Genomic DNA, 16,741 nt, shown 5'->3' with positions numbered 1-16,741 from the left:
GCCGCTCAACCCTTGATATGCAGCACGCAGATCAGCGTGAACAGGCGGCGCGCGGTGGCGAAATCGGTTTCGACCTTGCCGTCGAGCCGTTCGAGCAACAGCTCCGCCGCATTGTTGTGAATGCCGCGCCGCGCCATGTCGATCGTCTCGATCTCGGCCGGAGTCGCCTTGCGGATCGCCTGGTAATAGCTGTCGCAGATCGCGAAATATTCGCGGATCGGGCGGCGGAACCGGGCGAGCCCGATCAGCAGGGTTTCGAGCAGTTCCTCCTCGGAGCTGCTGATATCCATCGCCAGCCGCCCGTCGCGCACCGCCAGCTGCAACCGATAGGGACCCTTCGCCCCGCGCTCGGCACTGCGCACCGGCTTGAACGTGTTCTCCTCGATCAGGTCGTAGATCGCGACGCGGCGCTCCTGCTCGACATCGGCGTTGCGCCACAGGATCGTCTCTTCGTCGAGAGCGATGTGGGCGATGCGATAGGTGCTCGCGGAATCGGTTGGCGATATGGCCATGGCCCGCGTCCCTTCGCAGATCGAAGGGGCGGACTTCAAGCACTTCGATGATCCATCCCCGCTATCCACAACCCAAGACGGTCCGCCAAAAATATATTGGCAGGATTTGGGCTTGCGCGAATCCGGGTCGAGACGTCATCAGGGGCCGATGGCCGAACCCGAAAAACTGCAGCTCGTCGCGGACGACACCGGCGGCGCGCGCAAGCTCCCGTCGAACCTCGAAGCAGAGGCTGCGTTTCTCGGCGCGGTGCTGATCGACAACCGCGTGATCGAGGAATTGCAGACCCCGATCCGGCCCGATCATTTCTTCGAGCCGCTGCACGGGCGCATCTACGAACGCGTGCTCACCCTGATCGAGCGCAACGCGACCGCATCGCCAGTGACGCTGCGCCCCTATTTCGAAGCCGACGAGGCGCTCAAGGAACTGGGCGGGCCGAAATATCTCGCGCAGCTGACCGCCAACGGTGCCGGACTGCTCGCCCCGCGCGAACTGGCGCAGCAGATCTACGATCTCGCGCTGCTGCGCGAACTGGTGAGCGTCGGGCGCGGCCTCGTCGAAGGGGCGCTCGACACGTCGCAGGAAACCGATCCGATGGAACGGATCAGCCAGGCCGAGGCCGATCTGTTCAAGGTCGCCGAAGGCGCGGCGACCGGCAACGAGGCCTCGACTTTCCGCGACGCCGCACTGACCGCGATCAAGATGGCCGAAGCGGCGATGAATTCGGGCGGCGGCCTGTCGGGCAAGACCACCGGGCTATCGGTGATCGACCAGAAGACCGCGGGCCTGCACAATTCCGACCTCGTGATCCTCGCCGGGCGTCCCGGCATGGGCAAGACCTCGCTCGCGACCAACATCGCCTTCAACTGCGCCGAGGCGCATCTCGAATGGCAGCGCGACGGCGGCGAGTTCAACTACGGCGCGCCGACCGCGTTCTTCAGCCTCGAAATGAGCGCCGATCAGCTGGCGACGCGTATCCTCGCCGAACAGGCCGAAATCAGCTCCGAGACGCTGCGCACCGGCAAGATGAGCCGCGAGGATTTCCAGAAGCTGTCGTTCGCCAGCCAGCGGCTCGCCGAGCTGCCGCTGTATATCGACGATACCCCCGCGCTCACGATCGCCGCGCTGCGCACCCGCGCGCGGCGGCTCAAGCGGCGGCACGATATCGGGCTGATCGTGGTCGACTACCTCCAGCTGCTGCAGGGTTCGGGCCGCGCCAACGACAACCGCGTGAACGAGATTTCCGAGATCAGCCGCGGTCTCAAGACGCTGGCGAAGGAACTGTCGGTCCCGGTGATCGCGCTGTCGCAGCTCAGCCGCGCGGTCGAACAGCGCGACGACAAGCGCCCGATGCTGTCCGACCTGCGCGAATCCGGCTCGATCGAGCAGGACGCCGACATGGTGTGGTTCATCTACCGCGCAGACTATTATCACGAGGCGAGCCGGCCCGACATGCCGACCGAGACCAGCAGCGCCGATGCGGTGGAGAAATACCGCATCTGGGAAGAGCGCTATCTCGAAGTGAAGAACAAGGCATCGCTGATCATCGCCAAGCAGCGCCACGGCTCCACCGGCAACGTGCCGCTGCACTTCCAGAGCGAGATCACCAAGTTCACCTCGCCCAACAAGCGCGACTATTCGGATTACGGATACGAATAGGGCGCGGCGGTGCGCGGCTACTGGCCGAGATTGAGCCTGCGCGCTACCGAATAATCGAACACCGCGACCAGCCAGTAACTGAGCCGCCAGCGCGCGCGGTTGAACCAGCTTGCGCGCTGGCGAAACCAGCTGTCGGTGATCGGCGTGCTGTAGTCTTCGAGATGATCGACGAGCTCGCGCATCCGGGCGGCGAGCCCGGCATCCTCGACCCGCAGCATCAGTTCGAGGTTCAGCCGCACCGATCGCATGTCCATGTTGGCGCTGCCGAAATAGGTCACGTCGTCGATCACCAGCAGCTTCATGTGCAGCTTGCTCGGCTGGAACTCCGCGATTTTCGCTCCCGCGCGCAGCAGCCGGCGATAGAGCGCCCGCGAGGCGCCGATGGTGGCACCGTTATCGGTCTTGCCCGCCATGATCAGCCGCGCCGCGCCTTTGCGGCTGAGCCGTTCGATCAATTGCTGGACGCTGCGCGGCGGCGAGAAATACGCCATCACCATATCCAGCCGCTCGCCCTGCGCGAGATCCTCCTTGACCCGCAGCGCCCAGGCGCTGGTCATCTTGGTCGGCCCGCCCAGCACCAGTTGCACCGGCCCGTCACCGGGATCCCAGTCGCGCACCATCGCCCGCATTGCGCGAAACTGCGATCCGCCGCTCGACAGCCATTGATCGAGCTGGCCGAACCATTCCTCGAACCGGGCGACCACCGGACCCTCGATCAGCGCGCCGAGATCGCACCAGCCGTTTTCCTCGGGCGGCTTGAAGTAGTGGTCGGAGACGTTGAAGCCGCCGGTCATCAATCGCTTGCGGTCGGCGACCACGAATTTCTGATGGTTGCGGATCAGGTAGCGCACGTTCCAGCGCGGCGAAAACAGGTCGAACTTCGCCCCTGCCTCGACCAGCGGATCGAAGAAGGACTGCGGTGCGTCGCTGCCGAAATCGTCGACCACAAGGTGCACCGCGACTCCGCGCTCCGCCGCCGCGACCAGCGCATCGCGCACCAGTTCGCCCGCCTCGTCGGGCTGAAACAGGTAGAAGAAGACGTGCAGGGTTTCGGTCGCGTCCTGGATATGGCTTTCCAGCGCGGCAAGCCGATCGATCCCCGCCGGGTAGAACACGAACCGGTGATCCTGCGTTTCGACCTCGAACGGGTCGGCATCGCGGTATCCCTCGAAGGTCTCGTTCGGGTCGCTTTCCCAGCGCTCGGCATCGCCGGTTTCGAGCTCCGGATTGAGGGGATCGTCGATCATGTCGGACGCTGTAGCGGCAAGTGCGTGCCGACTGCAATTTCTTGACTCTTACCCCCCTCGTGCCTAGGTGCGGCGCTCTTTCTGAAAATCCACATGCAAGAGGCCCACGATGGCACGCGTTACCGTTGAAGATTGCGTCGACAAGGTTCCCAACCGGTTCGACCTCGTATTGCTCGCCGCCCAGCGCGCGCGCGAAATCTCCGGCGGCGCCGAACTGACGATCGACCGCGATCGCGACAAGAACCCGGTCGTCGCCCTGCGCGAGATCGCCGAACAGACGATCCGGCCCAAGGAACTGAAGGAATCGCTGGTCACCGGTCTGCAGAAGATCCTGCCCGATGACGAGGACGATGCCGATGAGATCGGTTCGCTCAGCCAGTCGGCCGAAGCGCTGCGGATCACCGCGAGCGCTCCGACCCGCTCGACTTCGATCGGTGCCGATTACGACGGCTGATCGGCGGGCGACAGCCCGATCGTGGCTCTGACACACGCAAAGAGGCCGCCGCTTTGGCGGCCTTTTTCGTGCCCCGATCGGGGGCCTTTCGCATCCGACGGACTTGCTCTTATAGTCCAACGCAGCAGCGGGCGGGACTGGGCGAATGAGCGACGTGAGCGAAGGCATAGGCGGGGCGATCGAAGGCGCGCTGGCCGGTCGCGCGGTCGAACCGCGGCACGGCGAGGGCTCGGCCGAGACTGGCGAGCCGCAGACCTGCCTGAATTGCGGCGCCACGGTCACGGCGAGCTATTGCGGCGAATGCGGGCAGAAACGCCATGTCCACCGCACGATCTCGGCGATCCTGCACGATTTGATCCACGGCGTGCTGCATCTCGACGGCAAGTTCTGGGAAACCCTGCCGCTGCTGGTCTTCAGGCCGGGCCAGCTCACCCGCCGCTATGTCGAGGGCGAACGGGCCAAGTTCGTCAGCCCGATGGCGATGTTCCTGTTCAGCGTGTTCGCGATGTTCGCGGTGTTCCAGATCGTCGGGATCAGCACCCCGACAGATCTGGAGGGCAATGCGCGCGCGCTGGTGACCGACATGGTCGAGAAAGAGACCCAACAGGTCATCGACAAGATCGCCCGGATCGACGAGGAGCTGACGCAGTCCGACCTCGATGACGCCCGGCGGCTCGCGCTCGAAGCTGAACGCACCGCCCTCGAGCGCGATTTCGAACTGCTGAAGGGGCGCGGACGGAACCTCACCCGGCTCCTGGCTTCGGGCGAGTCCGACTTTCTGGATACCTTCGAAACGGAAGGCGAGAGCCGGATTGCCGAGGCGAAGGAGCGGCTCGCAACAATGCCGGAAGGATCTTCGGAGCGTGCCGATCTCGCCGCAGAAATCGCAGCGGCTGAAAAGGGCCTGTCGGACCTCAGGCGGTTCGAAGATCAGGCGCAAGCTGCGGTGCCATTCATCGACTCAAGCCATGGCACACTGACTTTCCAGCCGACTGGAATCGCACCTATCGATTCCTTTGTCGGCAAGTGGCAGAGCAATCCGAGCCTGATGCTCTACAAAATGCAGGCGAATGGCTACAAATTCGGCTGGCTGCTGATCCCGCTTTCGATCCCGTTCGTGTGGCTGACATTCGCATGGAAGCGGCGGTTCAAGGCTTACGATCACGCGATATTCGTGACCTATTCGCTGAGCTTCATGTCACTGCTGTTCATCGCGATATCGCTCGTCGGGGTAAGCCCGCTCGGCGCAGGATCGGCCTTCACGATCTTCGCGATCGTCGCGCCGCTGCACGTCTACAAGCATCTCAAATACACCTACGGTCTCTCGCGCTTCTCGACGATCTGGCGCTTCGTCTTCCTGATGGTGTGCATCCTCATCATCCTGATCCTGTTCGTGCCGACGCTGCTGCTGCTCGGCGCGTTCTGAAGGCGAACGAGAGAAGGTGCCGCGATCCTCTGGCACCACGATCGGTCGACGTGGCCTGTCAGGAAGGTCGGGACTTATGATGCCCGACACTTGCTCAGAGGAAAATTAATCGGCCCGTGCCTACAAGCGACGATCAGGCACGGGTTCCAAGATTAATGGATGAACAGGGAAAGAAAGCCATCCGAAACGCGGTGATCTGGTGGGCGGTATCGCTTGCTTGTGCAATCGGCTTTTCCAGCATCATCTCGATTTACCGGATCGGTGGCTACTCGTTCTTGGGGACGATCCTGAGGATACCAATCATCATCAGCGGCTTCTATTTCTACGGGAGCATGTTCTTGGCGGCTAAGCATTGCATCAGAAACAACGACGGAACCAAGGACACCAGATCATTCGGCGCGCATTTTGGCGATTTGCAAGGCCCCATTTTGCCTCCGAAAGTCCTAATCCCAGGGTTCTTGGTCGTACTTCTGCTGATATCGCCGGCGCGATGCAGCTTGGACGCTATGGGGATGCTCCCGCTCCCAGATTGATTGAAGCCCTCGTCAGGCACCCTCGGGGGCAGCATCGCCGCCCTTGCTGGCACCGCCGAACCGCTTGCCCGCCTTGGGAATGGCGGAGCCGTGCGCGGGCTGCACGATGGCTGGTCCCCTGGGTTCGTCGGGCCGGTCGATCTTGCCGGTGTCGAGCAGCTGGGTGATCTCGTCGCCGGTCAGCGTCTCGTATTCGAGCAGCGCCTGCGCGAGCAGGTGGAGCTTGTCCTCCTGCTTGGTCAGCACTTCGGTCGCGCGCTTGAGCCCGGTTTCGACCAGCTCCTTGATCTCGGCATCGATCAGCTTGTTGGTTTCCGCACCCGCCATCGTCCGCGCGGTCTGGCCCATGCCGAGATAGCCTTCCTGGCTGGCCTCGTATTGCAGCGGGCCGAGCTTGTCGCTCATGCCCCATTTGGTGACCATGTTGCGCGCGAGATCGGTGGCGTACTGGATGTCGCCCGATGCCCCGGACGAGACCTTGTCGTGCCCGAAGATGATCTCCTCGGCGACGCGGCCGCCCATCGCCACCGCGAGGTTCGCGTGCATCTTGTCGCGGTGATACGAGTAATTGTCGCGTTCGGGCAGACGCATCACCATGCCCAGCGCACGGCCGCGCGGGATGATCGTCGCCTTGTGGATCGGGTCCGAAGCCGGCTCGTTGATGCTGACGAGCGCGTGACCGGCCTCGTGATAGGCGGTCATCTTCTTCTCGTCATCGGTCATCACCATGCTGCGGCGCTCGGCACCCATCATGACCTTGTCCTTGGCATCCTCGAATTCCTGCATCGCGACGAGCCGCTTGTTGCGACGCGCGGCGAGCAGCGCCGCCTCATTGACGAGGTTGGCAAGGTCCGCGCCCGAGAAGCCCGGCGTGCCGCGCGCGATCGTGCGCGGGTTGACGTCGGGGGCGAGCGGGACCTTTTTCATGTGCACGCCGAGGATCTTCTCGCGCCCGTCGATATCGGGGATCGGCACTACCACCTGGCGGTCGAACCGGCCCGGGCGCAGCAATGCGGGGTCGAGCACGTCGGGACGGTTGGTCGCGGCGATGATGATGATGCCTTCGTTGGCCTCAAAGCCGTCCATCTCGACCAGCAGCTGGTTCAGCGTCTGCTCGCGCTCGTCGTTCGAATTGCCCAGACCGTGGCCGCGCGAACGGCCGACCGCGTCGATCTCGTCGATGAAGACGATGCACGGCGCGTTCTTCTTGGCCTGTTCGAACATGTCGCGGACGCGCGATGCGCCGACGCCGACGAACATCTCGACGAAGTCCGAGCCGGAGATGGTGAAGAACGGCACGCCCGCTTCGCCCGCGATGGCGCGGGCGAGCAGCGTCTTGCCGGTACCGGGCGAGCCGACCAGCAGCGCGCCCTTGGGAATCTGGCCGCCGAGCTTGGAGAAGCGTTGCGGGTCCTTCAGGAACTCGACGATTTCTTCCAGCTCCTCGCGCGCTTCGTCGATCCCCGCCACGTCCTCGAACGTGACGCGGCCCTGGCGTTCGGTCAGCATCTTGGCCTTGGACTTGCCAAAGCCCATTGCGCCGCCCCCGCCGCCTTTCTGCACCTGCCTGAGCGCGAAGAACGCGATCCCCAGGATCAGGATGAACGGCAGCGACTGGATCAGGATGTAGAGGAGAACGTTGGGTTCCTCGCGCTGCTTGCCCGAAAACTCGACATCGTTTTCCTGCAGCAGCTTGGTGATTTCGGAATCGGTCGGAACCGGGATGGTGGAGAAGGTCTTGCCGTTCTTGAGCGTGCCGGTGATCAGGTCTTCGCCCAGCTGCACGTCCTTGACCTCGCCGGCGGCGACCTGTTCGCGGAACTCGGAATACTGGATCTGCGTGCCTTGCGACTGCCCGGCATTGCCGAACATCGACACCACCAGCAGCAGCGCCAGAAAGATGCCGCCCCAGATCATCAATTGCTTGACCCACGGGTTCTGGCCCTCGGGGGGCTGCTGCTGCGGATCGTCGTGGTCGCTCATGCGGAAAGTTCCTTTCTCACCCGCCAATGTAGGTCGGCGGGGGTGAATGGCAAGATAACGCGGGTTGGCGGGTCTGGTGCCAATTTTCGTTCAGTGTGGCCTGCAAATCCGATCAATCGGGCGCGCCATAGGCGGCGAGGAAAACGTCGACCGCGCCGGCAATGCGCCGTGCGCTGTCCTTTTTCGGCACCTGCGCGCCGAACCGGCGTTCCAGATCGCCCATCCCCTTGCACATCGAAACGAATTGCTCTGCGGCCAGGCCCGGATCCTCGACCCGCAGATCCCCTGGGCGGCGGCGTGGGCGAGAAACGCGCTGAACGCCTGCTTCATTCGCCATGGGCCGGCCTTCAGGAATGCCTGCCCGATTGCCGGTTCGTGCTCGGTTTCGGCGGCGATCCGGCGTTCGAACTGGATCATTTCGGGCCGCGAGAGAAACGCATACATCGCCTCTCCGATCACCGTCAGCCGTTCGCGGATCGACCCGGCGGGCATCGCGTCGAGCGAGAAATAGCCGCGCATCTTCTCGCATTCGTGCTCGACCGCGGCGGCGAACAACCCGCGCTTGTCGCCGAAGTGATTGTAGATCGTGACCTTGGAAACGCCCGCGTCCGCAGCGATCGATTCGATCGAACTGGCGGCGAACCCGACATCGAAGAAGCTGCGCGCGGCGGATCGAACGATCGCCATGCGCTTGGCCATATCGGAAGGGCGGCCCAGCTTTTTTTCGGTTGCAACATCGCGGCGGGTTGACAAAGTGAACGGCTCCGTTCAATTAAACGATACCGTTCAATATCGCTCCGCCGCTCCGCCAAAGCAACCCCCACCCTCCGGCAAAGGTTCCCGAAGTGCTCTGGATCGCCATCCGAATGCTGACCGGTGACAGTCAGAAATTCTACGGACTGCTGTTCGGCATCGCGTTTTCGACGCTGCTCATCACCCAGCAGCTGACGATCTTCGTCAACCTGATCGAACGCGGCGCGAGCGGGGTTTACAACGCGCCCGAGGCGGAAATCTGGGTGATGGACCCGGTCAGCCGCACCACGGATGTGTTCTTCGCCATGCCTTCGACCGCGCTCGACGAAGTGCGCTCGGTGCCCGGCGTCGAATGGGCGGTGCCGCACCTGCGCGCCAACGCCTCGGTGCGGACCCGGACCGGCGATCTCGAAGGAGTGACCATCGTCGGCGTCGACGATGCGACGCTGATCGGCCTGCCCGAACGCATGGTCGAAGGGTCGAAAGAGCTGCTGTCGCAGCCCGATTCGGTGCTGATCGACGATGGCGGCGCGATCAACCTGTTCGACAATGGCGACGAGCCGATCGGGCAGCGGCTCGAGCTCAACGATCAGCGCGCCGTTATCCGCGGCATCGCCGACGCGATCCCGAGCTTCACCAGCCAGGTCGTGCTTTATACCAAGTACAGCCAGGCGCTGAACTACGTGCCCGGCACCCGCAACCGGCTGACCTTCGTGCTCGCCGGGGTTAGCGAAGGCGAGAATGCGCAGGAAGTCGCCAACCGGATCGAGGAGCAGACCGGGCTCAAGGCCGAAACGCGCGAGGAATTCGCCGAGGCGGGAGTGAACTTCATCATCGAGAACACCGGCATCCCGACCAATTTCGGGATCACCGTGGTGCTCGGCTTCGTGGTCGGCGTCGCGATCGTCGGGCTGACCTTCAGCCTGTTCATTCGCGACAACATCAAGCAGTTCGGCGCATTGAAAGCGATCGGGGTGACCAATTCCAAGATCGTCGGGATGGTCGCCGCGCAGGCCGGGCTGGTCGGGATCGTCGGCTATGCGCTCGGCGTGATCGGCACCGTCGCCTTCATCTTCGGCTTCGGCAACAATCCGTTCTTCAAGGGCTTCTACGTCCCATGGCAGATCCCGCTGATCAGCATGGTCGCGGTAATCATCATCCTCGCGATCACCGGCTGGATCGCGCTGCGCAAGGTGCTGAGCACCGAACCGGCGGCGGTGTTCCGGTGAGCGAGACGAGGACCATGGACACGAGCGAAATCGGCGGCTGCGATCCGGAAGCGGCGATCTGCGCGCGCAATATCGTGCGCGATTTCGAAGCCGGTCAGACGACGATCCGCGTCCTCCACGGTATCGACACCGACATCAAGTCGGGCGAGATGACCTATGTCGTCGGCGAATCCGGATCGGGCAAGACCACGCTGATCTCGATCATGTGCGGCATTCTGTGGCCGACCGAGGGCCACGTGCGGGTGTTCGGCACCGACATTTACAGCCTGTCGGACAGCGAGCTGGTCAATTTCCGGCTCGAGAATATCGGCTTCATCTTCCAGCAGTACAATCTGATCCCTTCGATCGACGCCGCCGCGAACGCCGCCGTGCCGCTGATCGCCAAGGGCATGCCGGTCGACACAGCGCGCGCCAAGGCGAAGGAACTGCTCGAAAAGCTCAATATCGGCGATCAGGCCGACAAGCTGCCCAACCAGCTTTCGGGCGGGCAGCAGCAGCGCGTCGCGATCGCCCGCGCGCTGGTGCACGAACCGCGCCTCGTCGTCTGCGACGAGCCCACCGCCGCGCTCGACGCCAAGTCGGGCCGCCGGGTGATGGACCTGCTGCGCGACGTCGCGGTCGCGCCCGACCGCGCCTGCATCATCGTCACCCACGACAACCGCATCTTCGATCTCGCCGACCGTATCCTCGTGCTCGAGGACGGCCGCGTGACCCACGACGGCACCGAAATGCCGGACGATCACTAGGCACCAACCGCACCTCTCCCGATGGACACCTGACATGGCCCTCCTCCCGAAAAACATCAGCTTCTCCCGCCAGATCCTGCCCGTGCTGGCGGTGATCGGGCTGGCCTTCGCCGTCTACATGATCTTCGGCGGCCTGCCCGACCGCTCGACTGCCGAGCCCGAGCAGCAGCCGCCCAAGCCGACGGGCGCGCTCGCCAGTTCGCCGCGTGTGGCGGGCGTCGGTCTGGTCGAACCGGCGAGCGAGGTGATCGATATCGGCGCGGCGCTGTCGGGCCTCGTCACCGACGTCAGGGTCCAGCCCGGCGACCGGGTCGAGAAAGGCCAGCCGCTGTTCCTGGTCGATGCGCGCGACGCCCGCGCCCGGCTCGCCGAAGCCAATGCCGCCATCGCCGAAGCGCGCGCGTCGATCACCGAGGCCCGCACCGCGCGCGCCACCGCGATGCAGCAGCTCGCGCTCTACCGCGAGATCGACGATCCGGCCGCGGTCAGCCGTTCCGAAGTCATCCGTGCCGAGGGCGAGGCGAATGCCGCATCGAGCCGGCTCACAGTCGCGCAGGCGCGGCTCGCCTCGGCACAGGCCGCTTCAGGGCGCGCGCGGACCGAGATCGAACGTCTCGTGGTCCGCGCGCCGATCGCGGGTGAGATCCTCGCGGTCAACATCCGCCCCGGCGAATTCGTCGCCACCCAAGGCGGCGGCAATGCCGAAGCCTTTATCCAGATGGGTGAGACCAACCCGCTGCACGTCCGCGTCGATATCGACGAGAACGAAGCGGTGCGGGTGAAGCTGGGCGAACCGGCCATCGTTTCCCCGCGCGGCGCCGCCGAAATGCAGGTCAAGGCCAGCTTCGTGCGCGCCGAGCCGCTGGTCGTGCCCAAGCGCCAGCTGACCAACAGCGCCGCCGAGCGGGTCGATGTCCGGGTGCTGCAGGTGATCTACGCCCTGCCCGAAACCGATGTGTTCAAGGTCGGGCAGCAGGTCGACGCCTTCATCCCGGCGAAATCGGCAACGAGCGAAGGGGAGTAGCACGATGCGCCCCCTGCTCCCGCTTGCCCTCGCACTGGCCCTCGGTGCCTGCGTCGCCGGACCGCCGCCCGAAGTGGCAACGCCGGTGCCGGAACTGCCGAACAATTTTCTCTACGCCCCCGACAGCCGGACCAGCGCCTCGCTGGCCGCCTTGTTGCCGAGCGGCGACCCGGCCTTCAGCACTCTGGCGGATCGCGCACTCGAAAACGCGCCGAGCCTTGCCGAGGCGCTGGCGCGGGTCGAGGCCGCGCGCGCCGGTGCCCGCCGCGCCGGGGCCGAACGCCTGCCGCGCCTCGATGCCGACGCAAACGTCACCGGCAACCGCATCAATCCCAACCAGTTCGGCGACGGCGCGGGCGGCTTCATCGACACCGAACAGATCTCCTACGGCGCCAACCTCGTCGCCAGCTGGGATGCCGACCTGTTCGGACGGCTGCGCTCGCAGGAACGCGCCGCGCTCGCCCGGATCGACGCCGCCGACGCTTCGGCCAATGCAGTGCGGATCGCGCTGGTATCCGAGATCGCAGGCAACGTGACAGACTGGCGCACCCTCGCCGCGCGCACCGACGCGCTCCAGCAGGATGTCGAGGCCGCGCAGCAACTCGCCAGGCTGGCGAAGTCGCGCGAGGATGCGGGTCTCTCCCCCGGCTTCGACCGCGTCCGCGCCGAATCGCAGGCCAGCGCCTCGCGCTCGCGTCTCGCCGCATTGCAGAGCGAGCGCGCGCGGATCATCGGGCGGCTCGTGACGCTGACCGGGATGGACGGACAGAGCGTCAACGCGGCGCTGGCGCAGGGTGCGCCAACGCTTGAACCGGCACCCGCTCCGGCGTCGCTGCCGTCCGAATTGCTCGCCAACCGACCGGACGTGCTGGCCGCCGCTGCCGATCTCGCCGCCACAGATCAGGATCTCGCTGCAACGGCTCGCGCGCGCTTCCCGCGCCTCACCCTGTCGGGGGTGCTGGGTTTGCTGGCTTTCAATCCGGGTGACCTGTTCGACGAGGACTCGCTGGTCGGCACGCTCGCCGCCGGGGTGGCCGGTCCGCTGCTCGATTTCGGGCGGATCGAAGCCGAGATCAATGGCGCCGCCGCCAACAAGAAAGCCGCCTTCGCCGCCTATCGCGGCGCGGTGTTCCAGGCGCTGGGCGATGCCGAAACCGCCTATGGCCTGATCGCGGCCAGCGATGCCGAAGCGCAGCTGGCGGTGCAGGAACGCGACGAGCTGGCACGCGCCGCGTCGCTTGCCAACACCCGCTATCGCGCGGGACTGGCGGATTTCCTCACCGTGCTCGAGGCGCGGCGCGCCGCCGATGCCAGCGGAGAGCGCGCAGCGGCGGCGCTGGGCCGGGCCACCCGGGCGCGGATCCTGCTGTGGCAGGCGCTGGGCGGTGAGCGTGAAGGTGTAGCGGATGGCGGCAAGTCTCCTCCCCCTTGAGGAAGGGGAGAATCTACAGGAGCACCCGCTCGAACAACCAGAAACTGCCGGTCAACCCGATCACGTAGGTGGCGGCCCGGACAGCCGGTGTTTCGAACGGGGCCGCAACGCGTCCGATCACGCTCATCACCGCCAGCACGCCGGCGATCACCAGCAATTGTCCGGCTTCGACGCCGACATTGAAAGCCACCAGCGCGGCCGCGACCTCCCCTTGCGGCAGTCCGATTTCGGCGAGCGCCCCGGCAAACCCGAAGCCGTGCACCAGCCCGAATGCGAAAGCGACCAGCCACGGCCAGCGCCGGGTCCATGTCACCCGCTCGGGATCGCGCAGCCTGTGCGCGAGCTCGACCGCGAGAAACACGATCGACAGTGCGATCAGCGCCTCGACCGGGCGGCTCGATAGGCCGGTGTAGCCCAGCGTCGTCCCCACCAGCGTGATCGAATGCGCCAGCGTGAAGGCAGTTGCGGCCTTCACCACCGGCCAGCCGCGCCGCACCAGCAGCACCAGCGCGATCACGAACAGCAGGTGATCCCACCCCCACAGGATGTGCTCGGTTCCGATCACGAAGTAATCGCGCGCGACCTGCCAGCGATCAGGCGCGGCGGCGATGGTGGCGGTCGGCGCGTCGGCGGTGAGGCGAAAGGTCTGCACCGCGCCCTCGAGCGGGACCATCCGGGCGATCGCGTCCGAATTGCCGAGCAGTTCGGTGAGGCCGAAGCCCTGCCCGGTGATTGCGCCGTCGCAGGCCAGGCGCGCGCTGCCGAGCAGTTCGAGCGGTGCGGCGCGCTGCACCGGCTCGCCCGCCATGGTGCAATTGGCGGGGATCACCGGCCGCGCCAGCCCTGCCGCCGCGCCGCCCGGCATCGCCGCAATCGGCAGTTTCCATTCGAGCGTCCACTCCCCCGGCGCACGCTCGCTCAGTTCGACCACCGCCGGGCGCAATTCGTCGGCGGCAAGCGGCGGCGCAATCAGCGCGGCAAGCAGGACAACCAGCCAGCGGATCACCGGTCGATCTCGACCCGGTAGCCCTCGCGCAGCACCTGGTAGGCGCGCCTCTTGCGTTCCGCGATCTGGGCGCTGCGCCAGTCGTTGGCGATGCGCGGGGCGAGCGTTTCGAAGTCGGGTTCGACGCCTTCGCGCGCCGAGACCCGGGCGATATGCCAGCCGAAGCCGGAGCGGATCGGCCCCGCCCATTCCCCATTCGCTGCGATCCCGGCGAGTGCGCGGGTGAAGGTTTCGCCGAAGCGGGCTTCGATCTCGCCCGGGGCCGCGGCTTCCATCCGCGCCGGCAGGCTGATCGGATCGCCCGCCACCACGCCGGTCGCGAGTGCCCGGCGGGCGGCTGCTTCTGACTTGAAATAGAGCTGGTCGAAGCTCACCGATGTTGCCCCGGAATAGCGCGCCCGGTTTTCCTTGAAATACGCCCGCAAGGTCGGCTCTTCGGGCACGGCGGTTTCCGCCGCCGCGCTGGCGGTCATGTCCATCTTGGCCACCAGCCGCCGCCGCACCACAGCGTCGCCCCGATCGAGCCCGAGCCGCAGCGCTTCGCGATACAGCACTTCGTCGCGGACGAATTGCGCGATTGCCGCGTCGATCTCGGCATCGGTCGGCGGGCGGCTCATGGTGCGTTCGAATTGCAGCGCCAGCTGTGCCTGCTGCGCGCGATCGACCGCGATCAGCCGGCTCGACGGATCGACCGCGTTGCCGCCGGTCCATGCGAACAGCACGAACAGCAGCGCTCCGCCGACAAGGAAATGGACCAGCGGCTCGCGGGTCCAGCCCGGCAGCGTCATGCGGGAAGCCTCAGGCGCGGGGCTTGAGCCAGATCGGCGAGGTATAGGCGCGCTCCTGCGCCACCGCGTTGGCCATCGCGTCTTCTGACAGCGTGATGCCGAACCGGGCCGCGTCGAACAGCGTCCAGCGCGGGGTCGGGATCTCGATCACGCGCACGTAATAGAATGCCCGCTGGCCTTCCTCATAGTCCGGATCGGTCCACACCGTGCGCAGTTCCGCCGCGCCTATGTCGTTCGTGTAGGTCGCATCCTCGCGGTTCACCGTATCGCCAACCGGGAACAAACCGTCGCCCGTCATCAAACGCTCTTCGGGATCGCTCCATGCAACATCATAGACCTGCTCCTGCAATTCGCCCGACGCGTCGATCCAGCCCTTCACGACCTGCACCCGGTCGAGATTGGCGCCGTCCGGGTCCTTGAGCGCGCTGATCATGAAACGCGGGGCTTCGCCGCTGTCGGTCAGCTCGCCGCCCATCGGCACGCCGCTGGTGTAGCCCTTGCGCACCCAGTCATTGTCCCAGTCGGCTTCCTCGAAATCGAACCCGCCGAACACCCGCACGCTCATGCGCGGGCCGGTGGTGGCGTAGACTTCGCGGCGCTGGAACGCGTCGAAGATTTCCGCGCGCGTGTTGCCGCGCGCCCATGCCGCCGCATAGCCGCCTGCGAGATAGTGCCAGCCGAACCGGCCCTCGCGCGTGCCGAGATTCTGCGCCTGGTTCGCGCGCTCGGTGTTGGCCTGTTCGTTGCCGGTGTGCTTGCCCCAGAAATTATCCTCATCCCCGGTCGCGAGCGCGGTGTGGCTGTCGGTCGATCCGATCATTCCAAAGGCGTAGGGATTGACGCCGAGCTGCTGCTCGAGGCTGAGCCCGCGCTTCAGTGCTTCGCGGATATAGTTGCCGGCCAGCATCGAATCATCGGTCTTCGCGGTCAGCGGCAGGTTACCCAGCTCCCACCCCTTCACGCCGAACCCTGCCATCTCGTCATTGGGCGAAAGGAACGGGTGGGTCTCGCTGTCGCCCTTGATCTGGGTGACCTCGACCACCGGCTCGGCCGCCGCGCGCTTGGCCGCGTATTCGGCGGTCATCGGCGAGCCGTCGGGCATGGTCAGCTCGAACATCAGCCCGTTCGACAGGTTCGAATTGTGCGGGATCGCCAGCACCTTTCCGCCGGTGCTCTCCTCGTAAGCGACCATGTAGTCCCACAGCTGTTCGGCGGTGGTGCTCAATCCGGGGAATGGCAGCACCTGCCGGGTGCGGGCGCTGCCGTCGCGGAACATCACCACGCGATGGAGATTGTTGCCATCCGGCATCAACGTCCATTCGAACCCGGCGAACGCCGTAAAGGTGCCCGGCTCGTTGTAGCGATCGAGCAGGTCGAGCTGCGCGCCCCAGATCTCGGTCGTCGCCTCTTTCTGCCGCTCGGGGTCGGCGAGCGCCGCTGGCAATTCGTCATTCGCAGCGGCGGTTATAAGCTCGGCGATCGCGAGCTGCGATTGCTCGGGGCTTTCGTGCATCATGTCGTACCAGCGCAGCAGCGTATCGTCCCCCTGCGCAACCACGCGGAGGCGCGGCGCGTCATACAGCCGCCGGGTCGCGCCGAGTCCGTCCGAATGGTCGGCGATGACGAGGAAATCGAGCGGGCGGGCGAGCTTCGCCTGCGCCCCGGTGGTCGCGGTCACTTCCTCGCCGCGCGCGAACCGCAGCGCCTCTTCCGGGCCGAGCCGCACGCCGAAGCCGAATGCGTCGACCGAATTGTCGGTGTGGAGATGCGTGTCGCCCCAATAGGGCCGGTCGGGAAATTCGGCGAGTTCGATCGTGCCTTCGCCGTCTCCGCTCTTGGCATCGTCGACCGGCGCCGATTCGCAACCTGCAACCATCAGCGCCGCCGCGCCCGCCAGCGCGAGCCTGCTCCATACGCGCGTCATGCGCCTCTCCCCTCGTTACTCTCTCCG

The 16,741-nt window shown here is 65.6% G+C and carries 13 protein-coding genes and 1 pseudogene; 7 read left to right on the top strand and 7 right to left on the bottom strand.

Annotated features, from left to right (window positions below; all coding sequences use genetic code 11):
* Positions 1-5 precede the first annotated feature (5 nt).
* Positions 6-512, bottom strand: a complete 507-nt coding sequence (locus tag KDC96_RS15330) for a UPF0262 family protein (RefSeq protein WP_212449300.1) — start codon at positions 510-512, stop codon at positions 6-8.
* A 148-nt stretch (positions 513-660) separates the two neighbouring features.
* Between KDC96_RS15330 and KDC96_RS15325 the strand changes: the two genes are divergently transcribed.
* On the top strand, positions 661-2,169 hold the full coding sequence (locus KDC96_RS15325) for a replicative DNA helicase (protein WP_212449298.1): 1,509 nt from the start codon (positions 661-663) through the stop codon (positions 2,167-2,169).
* Between the two features lie 17 nt (positions 2,170-2,186).
* Here the strand turns inward: KDC96_RS15325 and KDC96_RS15320 are convergent, their stop codons facing one another.
* Positions 2,187-3,416, bottom strand: coding sequence for a phosphatidylserine/phosphatidylglycerophosphate/cardiolipin synthase family protein (locus KDC96_RS15320; protein WP_212449296.1), 1,230 nt, complete (start codon positions 3,414-3,416; stop codon positions 2,187-2,189).
* 109 nt (positions 3,417-3,525) lie between these two features.
* Here KDC96_RS15320 and rpoZ point away from each other — a divergent pair, with 109 nt between their 5' ends.
* Together rpoZ and KDC96_RS16510 are read left to right on the top strand one after the other, a co-directional pair.
* Complete coding sequence (rpoZ, locus tag KDC96_RS15315; protein ID WP_212449294.1) at positions 3,526-3,870, top strand: DNA-directed RNA polymerase subunit omega; 345 nt, start codon at positions 3,526-3,528, stop codon at positions 3,868-3,870.
* 145 nt (positions 3,871-4,015) lie between these two features.
* Complete coding sequence (locus KDC96_RS16510) at positions 4,016-5,296, top strand: DUF3667 domain-containing protein (protein WP_249171823.1); 1,281 nt, start codon at positions 4,016-4,018, stop codon at positions 5,294-5,296.
* A gap of 545 nt (positions 5,297-5,841) precedes the next feature.
* Here the strand turns inward: KDC96_RS16510 and ftsH are convergent.
* Both ftsH and KDC96_RS15300 read right to left on the bottom strand, forming a co-directional pair.
* Complete coding sequence (gene ftsH, locus KDC96_RS15305) at positions 5,842-7,812, bottom strand: ATP-dependent zinc metalloprotease FtsH (protein WP_249171822.1); 1,971 nt, start codon at positions 7,810-7,812, stop codon at positions 5,842-5,844.
* A gap of 112 nt (positions 7,813-7,924) precedes the next feature.
* Positions 7,925-8,499: pseudogene (locus tag KDC96_RS15300) on the bottom strand (TetR/AcrR family transcriptional regulator).
* Positions 8,500-8,657: 158 nt separating this feature from the next.
* Here KDC96_RS15300 and KDC96_RS15295 point away from each other — a divergent pair.
* The 4 genes from KDC96_RS15295 to KDC96_RS15280 are packed head-to-tail and all read left to right on the top strand — an operon-like array spanning position 8,658 to position 12,996.
* Positions 8,658-9,794, top strand: a complete 1,137-nt coding sequence (locus KDC96_RS15295; protein WP_212449292.1) for an ABC transporter permease — start codon at positions 8,658-8,660, stop codon at positions 9,792-9,794.
* 14 nt (positions 9,795-9,808) lie between these two features.
* Positions 9,809-10,540: an ABC transporter ATP-binding protein gene (locus KDC96_RS15290; RefSeq protein ID WP_212449290.1), complete on the top strand. Its 732-nt coding sequence runs from the start codon at positions 9,809-9,811 to the stop codon at positions 10,538-10,540.
* A 34-nt stretch (positions 10,541-10,574) separates the two neighbouring features.
* The gene (locus KDC96_RS15285; RefSeq protein WP_212449287.1) at positions 10,575-11,564 is read left to right on the top strand and encodes an efflux RND transporter periplasmic adaptor subunit; all 990 of its coding nucleotides are present in this window, start codon (positions 10,575-10,577) and stop codon (positions 11,562-11,564) included.
* 4 nt (positions 11,565-11,568) lie between these two features.
* Positions 11,569-12,996 carry an efflux transporter outer membrane subunit gene (locus tag KDC96_RS15280; protein WP_212449285.1) on the top strand — a complete coding sequence of 476 codons (1,428 nt, stop codon included), beginning with the start codon at positions 11,569-11,571 and terminating at the stop codon, positions 12,994-12,996.
* Between the two features lie 13 nt (positions 12,997-13,009).
* Here KDC96_RS15280 and KDC96_RS15275 read toward each other — a convergent pair whose 3' ends face one another.
* From KDC96_RS15275 to KDC96_RS15265, 3 genes are read right to left on the bottom strand one after another with little or no spacing between them, the layout of a single operon-like run.
* Positions 13,010-14,002: a HupE/UreJ family protein gene (locus KDC96_RS15275; RefSeq protein ID WP_212449283.1), complete on the bottom strand. Its 993-nt coding sequence runs from the start codon at positions 14,000-14,002 to the stop codon at positions 13,010-13,012.
* Positions 13,999-14,790, bottom strand: a complete 792-nt coding sequence (locus tag KDC96_RS15270) for a peptidyl-prolyl cis-trans isomerase (RefSeq protein WP_212449281.1) — start codon at positions 14,788-14,790, stop codon at positions 13,999-14,001. Before KDC96_RS15270 ends, KDC96_RS15275 begins: the two co-directional genes overlap by 4 nt.
* 10 nt (positions 14,791-14,800) lie before the next feature.
* The gene (locus KDC96_RS15265) at positions 14,801-16,714 is read right to left on the bottom strand and encodes a DUF3604 domain-containing protein (protein ID WP_212449279.1); all 1,914 of its coding nucleotides are present in this window, start codon (positions 16,712-16,714) and stop codon (positions 14,801-14,803) included.
* Between the last annotated feature and the right edge of the window lie 27 nt (positions 16,715-16,741).

This window comes from Erythrobacter sp. JK5 (genome assembly GCF_018205975.1).
GTDB lineage: Bacteria > Pseudomonadota > Alphaproteobacteria > Sphingomonadales > Sphingomonadaceae > Erythrobacter.
The sequence above is the reverse complement of the archived record's forward strand: the minus strand, read 5'-3'. Positions and strand labels throughout refer to the sequence as shown.

Coding starts and splice junctions, on each gene's coding strand:
- KDC96_RS15330 (WP_212449300.1), bottom strand. CDS start 512: ATGGCCATATCGCCAACCGATTCCGCGAGCACCTATCGCATCGCCCAC.
- KDC96_RS15325 (WP_212449298.1), top strand. CDS start 661: ATGGCCGAACCCGAAAAACTGCAGCTCGTCGCGGACGACACCGGCGGC.
- KDC96_RS15320 (WP_212449296.1), bottom strand. CDS start 3,416: ATGATCGACGATCCCCTCAATCCGGAGCTCGAAACCGGCGATGCCGAG.
- rpoZ (WP_212449294.1), top strand. CDS start 3,526: ATGGCACGCGTTACCGTTGAAGATTGCGTCGACAAGGTTCCCAACCGG.
- KDC96_RS16510 (WP_249171823.1), top strand. CDS start 4,016: ATGAGCGACGTGAGCGAAGGCATAGGCGGGGCGATCGAAGGCGCGCTG.
- ftsH (WP_249171822.1), bottom strand. CDS start 7,812: ATGAGCGACCACGACGATCCGCAGCAGCAGCCCCCCGAGGGCCAGAAC.
- KDC96_RS15290 (WP_212449290.1), top strand. CDS start 9,809: ATGGACACGAGCGAAATCGGCGGCTGCGATCCGGAAGCGGCGATCTGC.
- KDC96_RS15285 (WP_212449287.1), top strand. CDS start 10,575: ATGGCCCTCCTCCCGAAAAACATCAGCTTCTCCCGCCAGATCCTGCCC.
- KDC96_RS15280 (WP_212449285.1), top strand. CDS start 11,569: ATGCGCCCCCTGCTCCCGCTTGCCCTCGCACTGGCCCTCGGTGCCTGC.
- KDC96_RS15270 (WP_212449281.1), bottom strand. CDS start 14,790: ATGACGCTGCCGGGCTGGACCCGCGAGCCGCTGGTCCATTTCCTTGTC.
- KDC96_RS15265 (WP_212449279.1), bottom strand. CDS start 16,714: ATGACGCGCGTATGGAGCAGGCTCGCGCTGGCGGGCGCGGCGGCGCTG.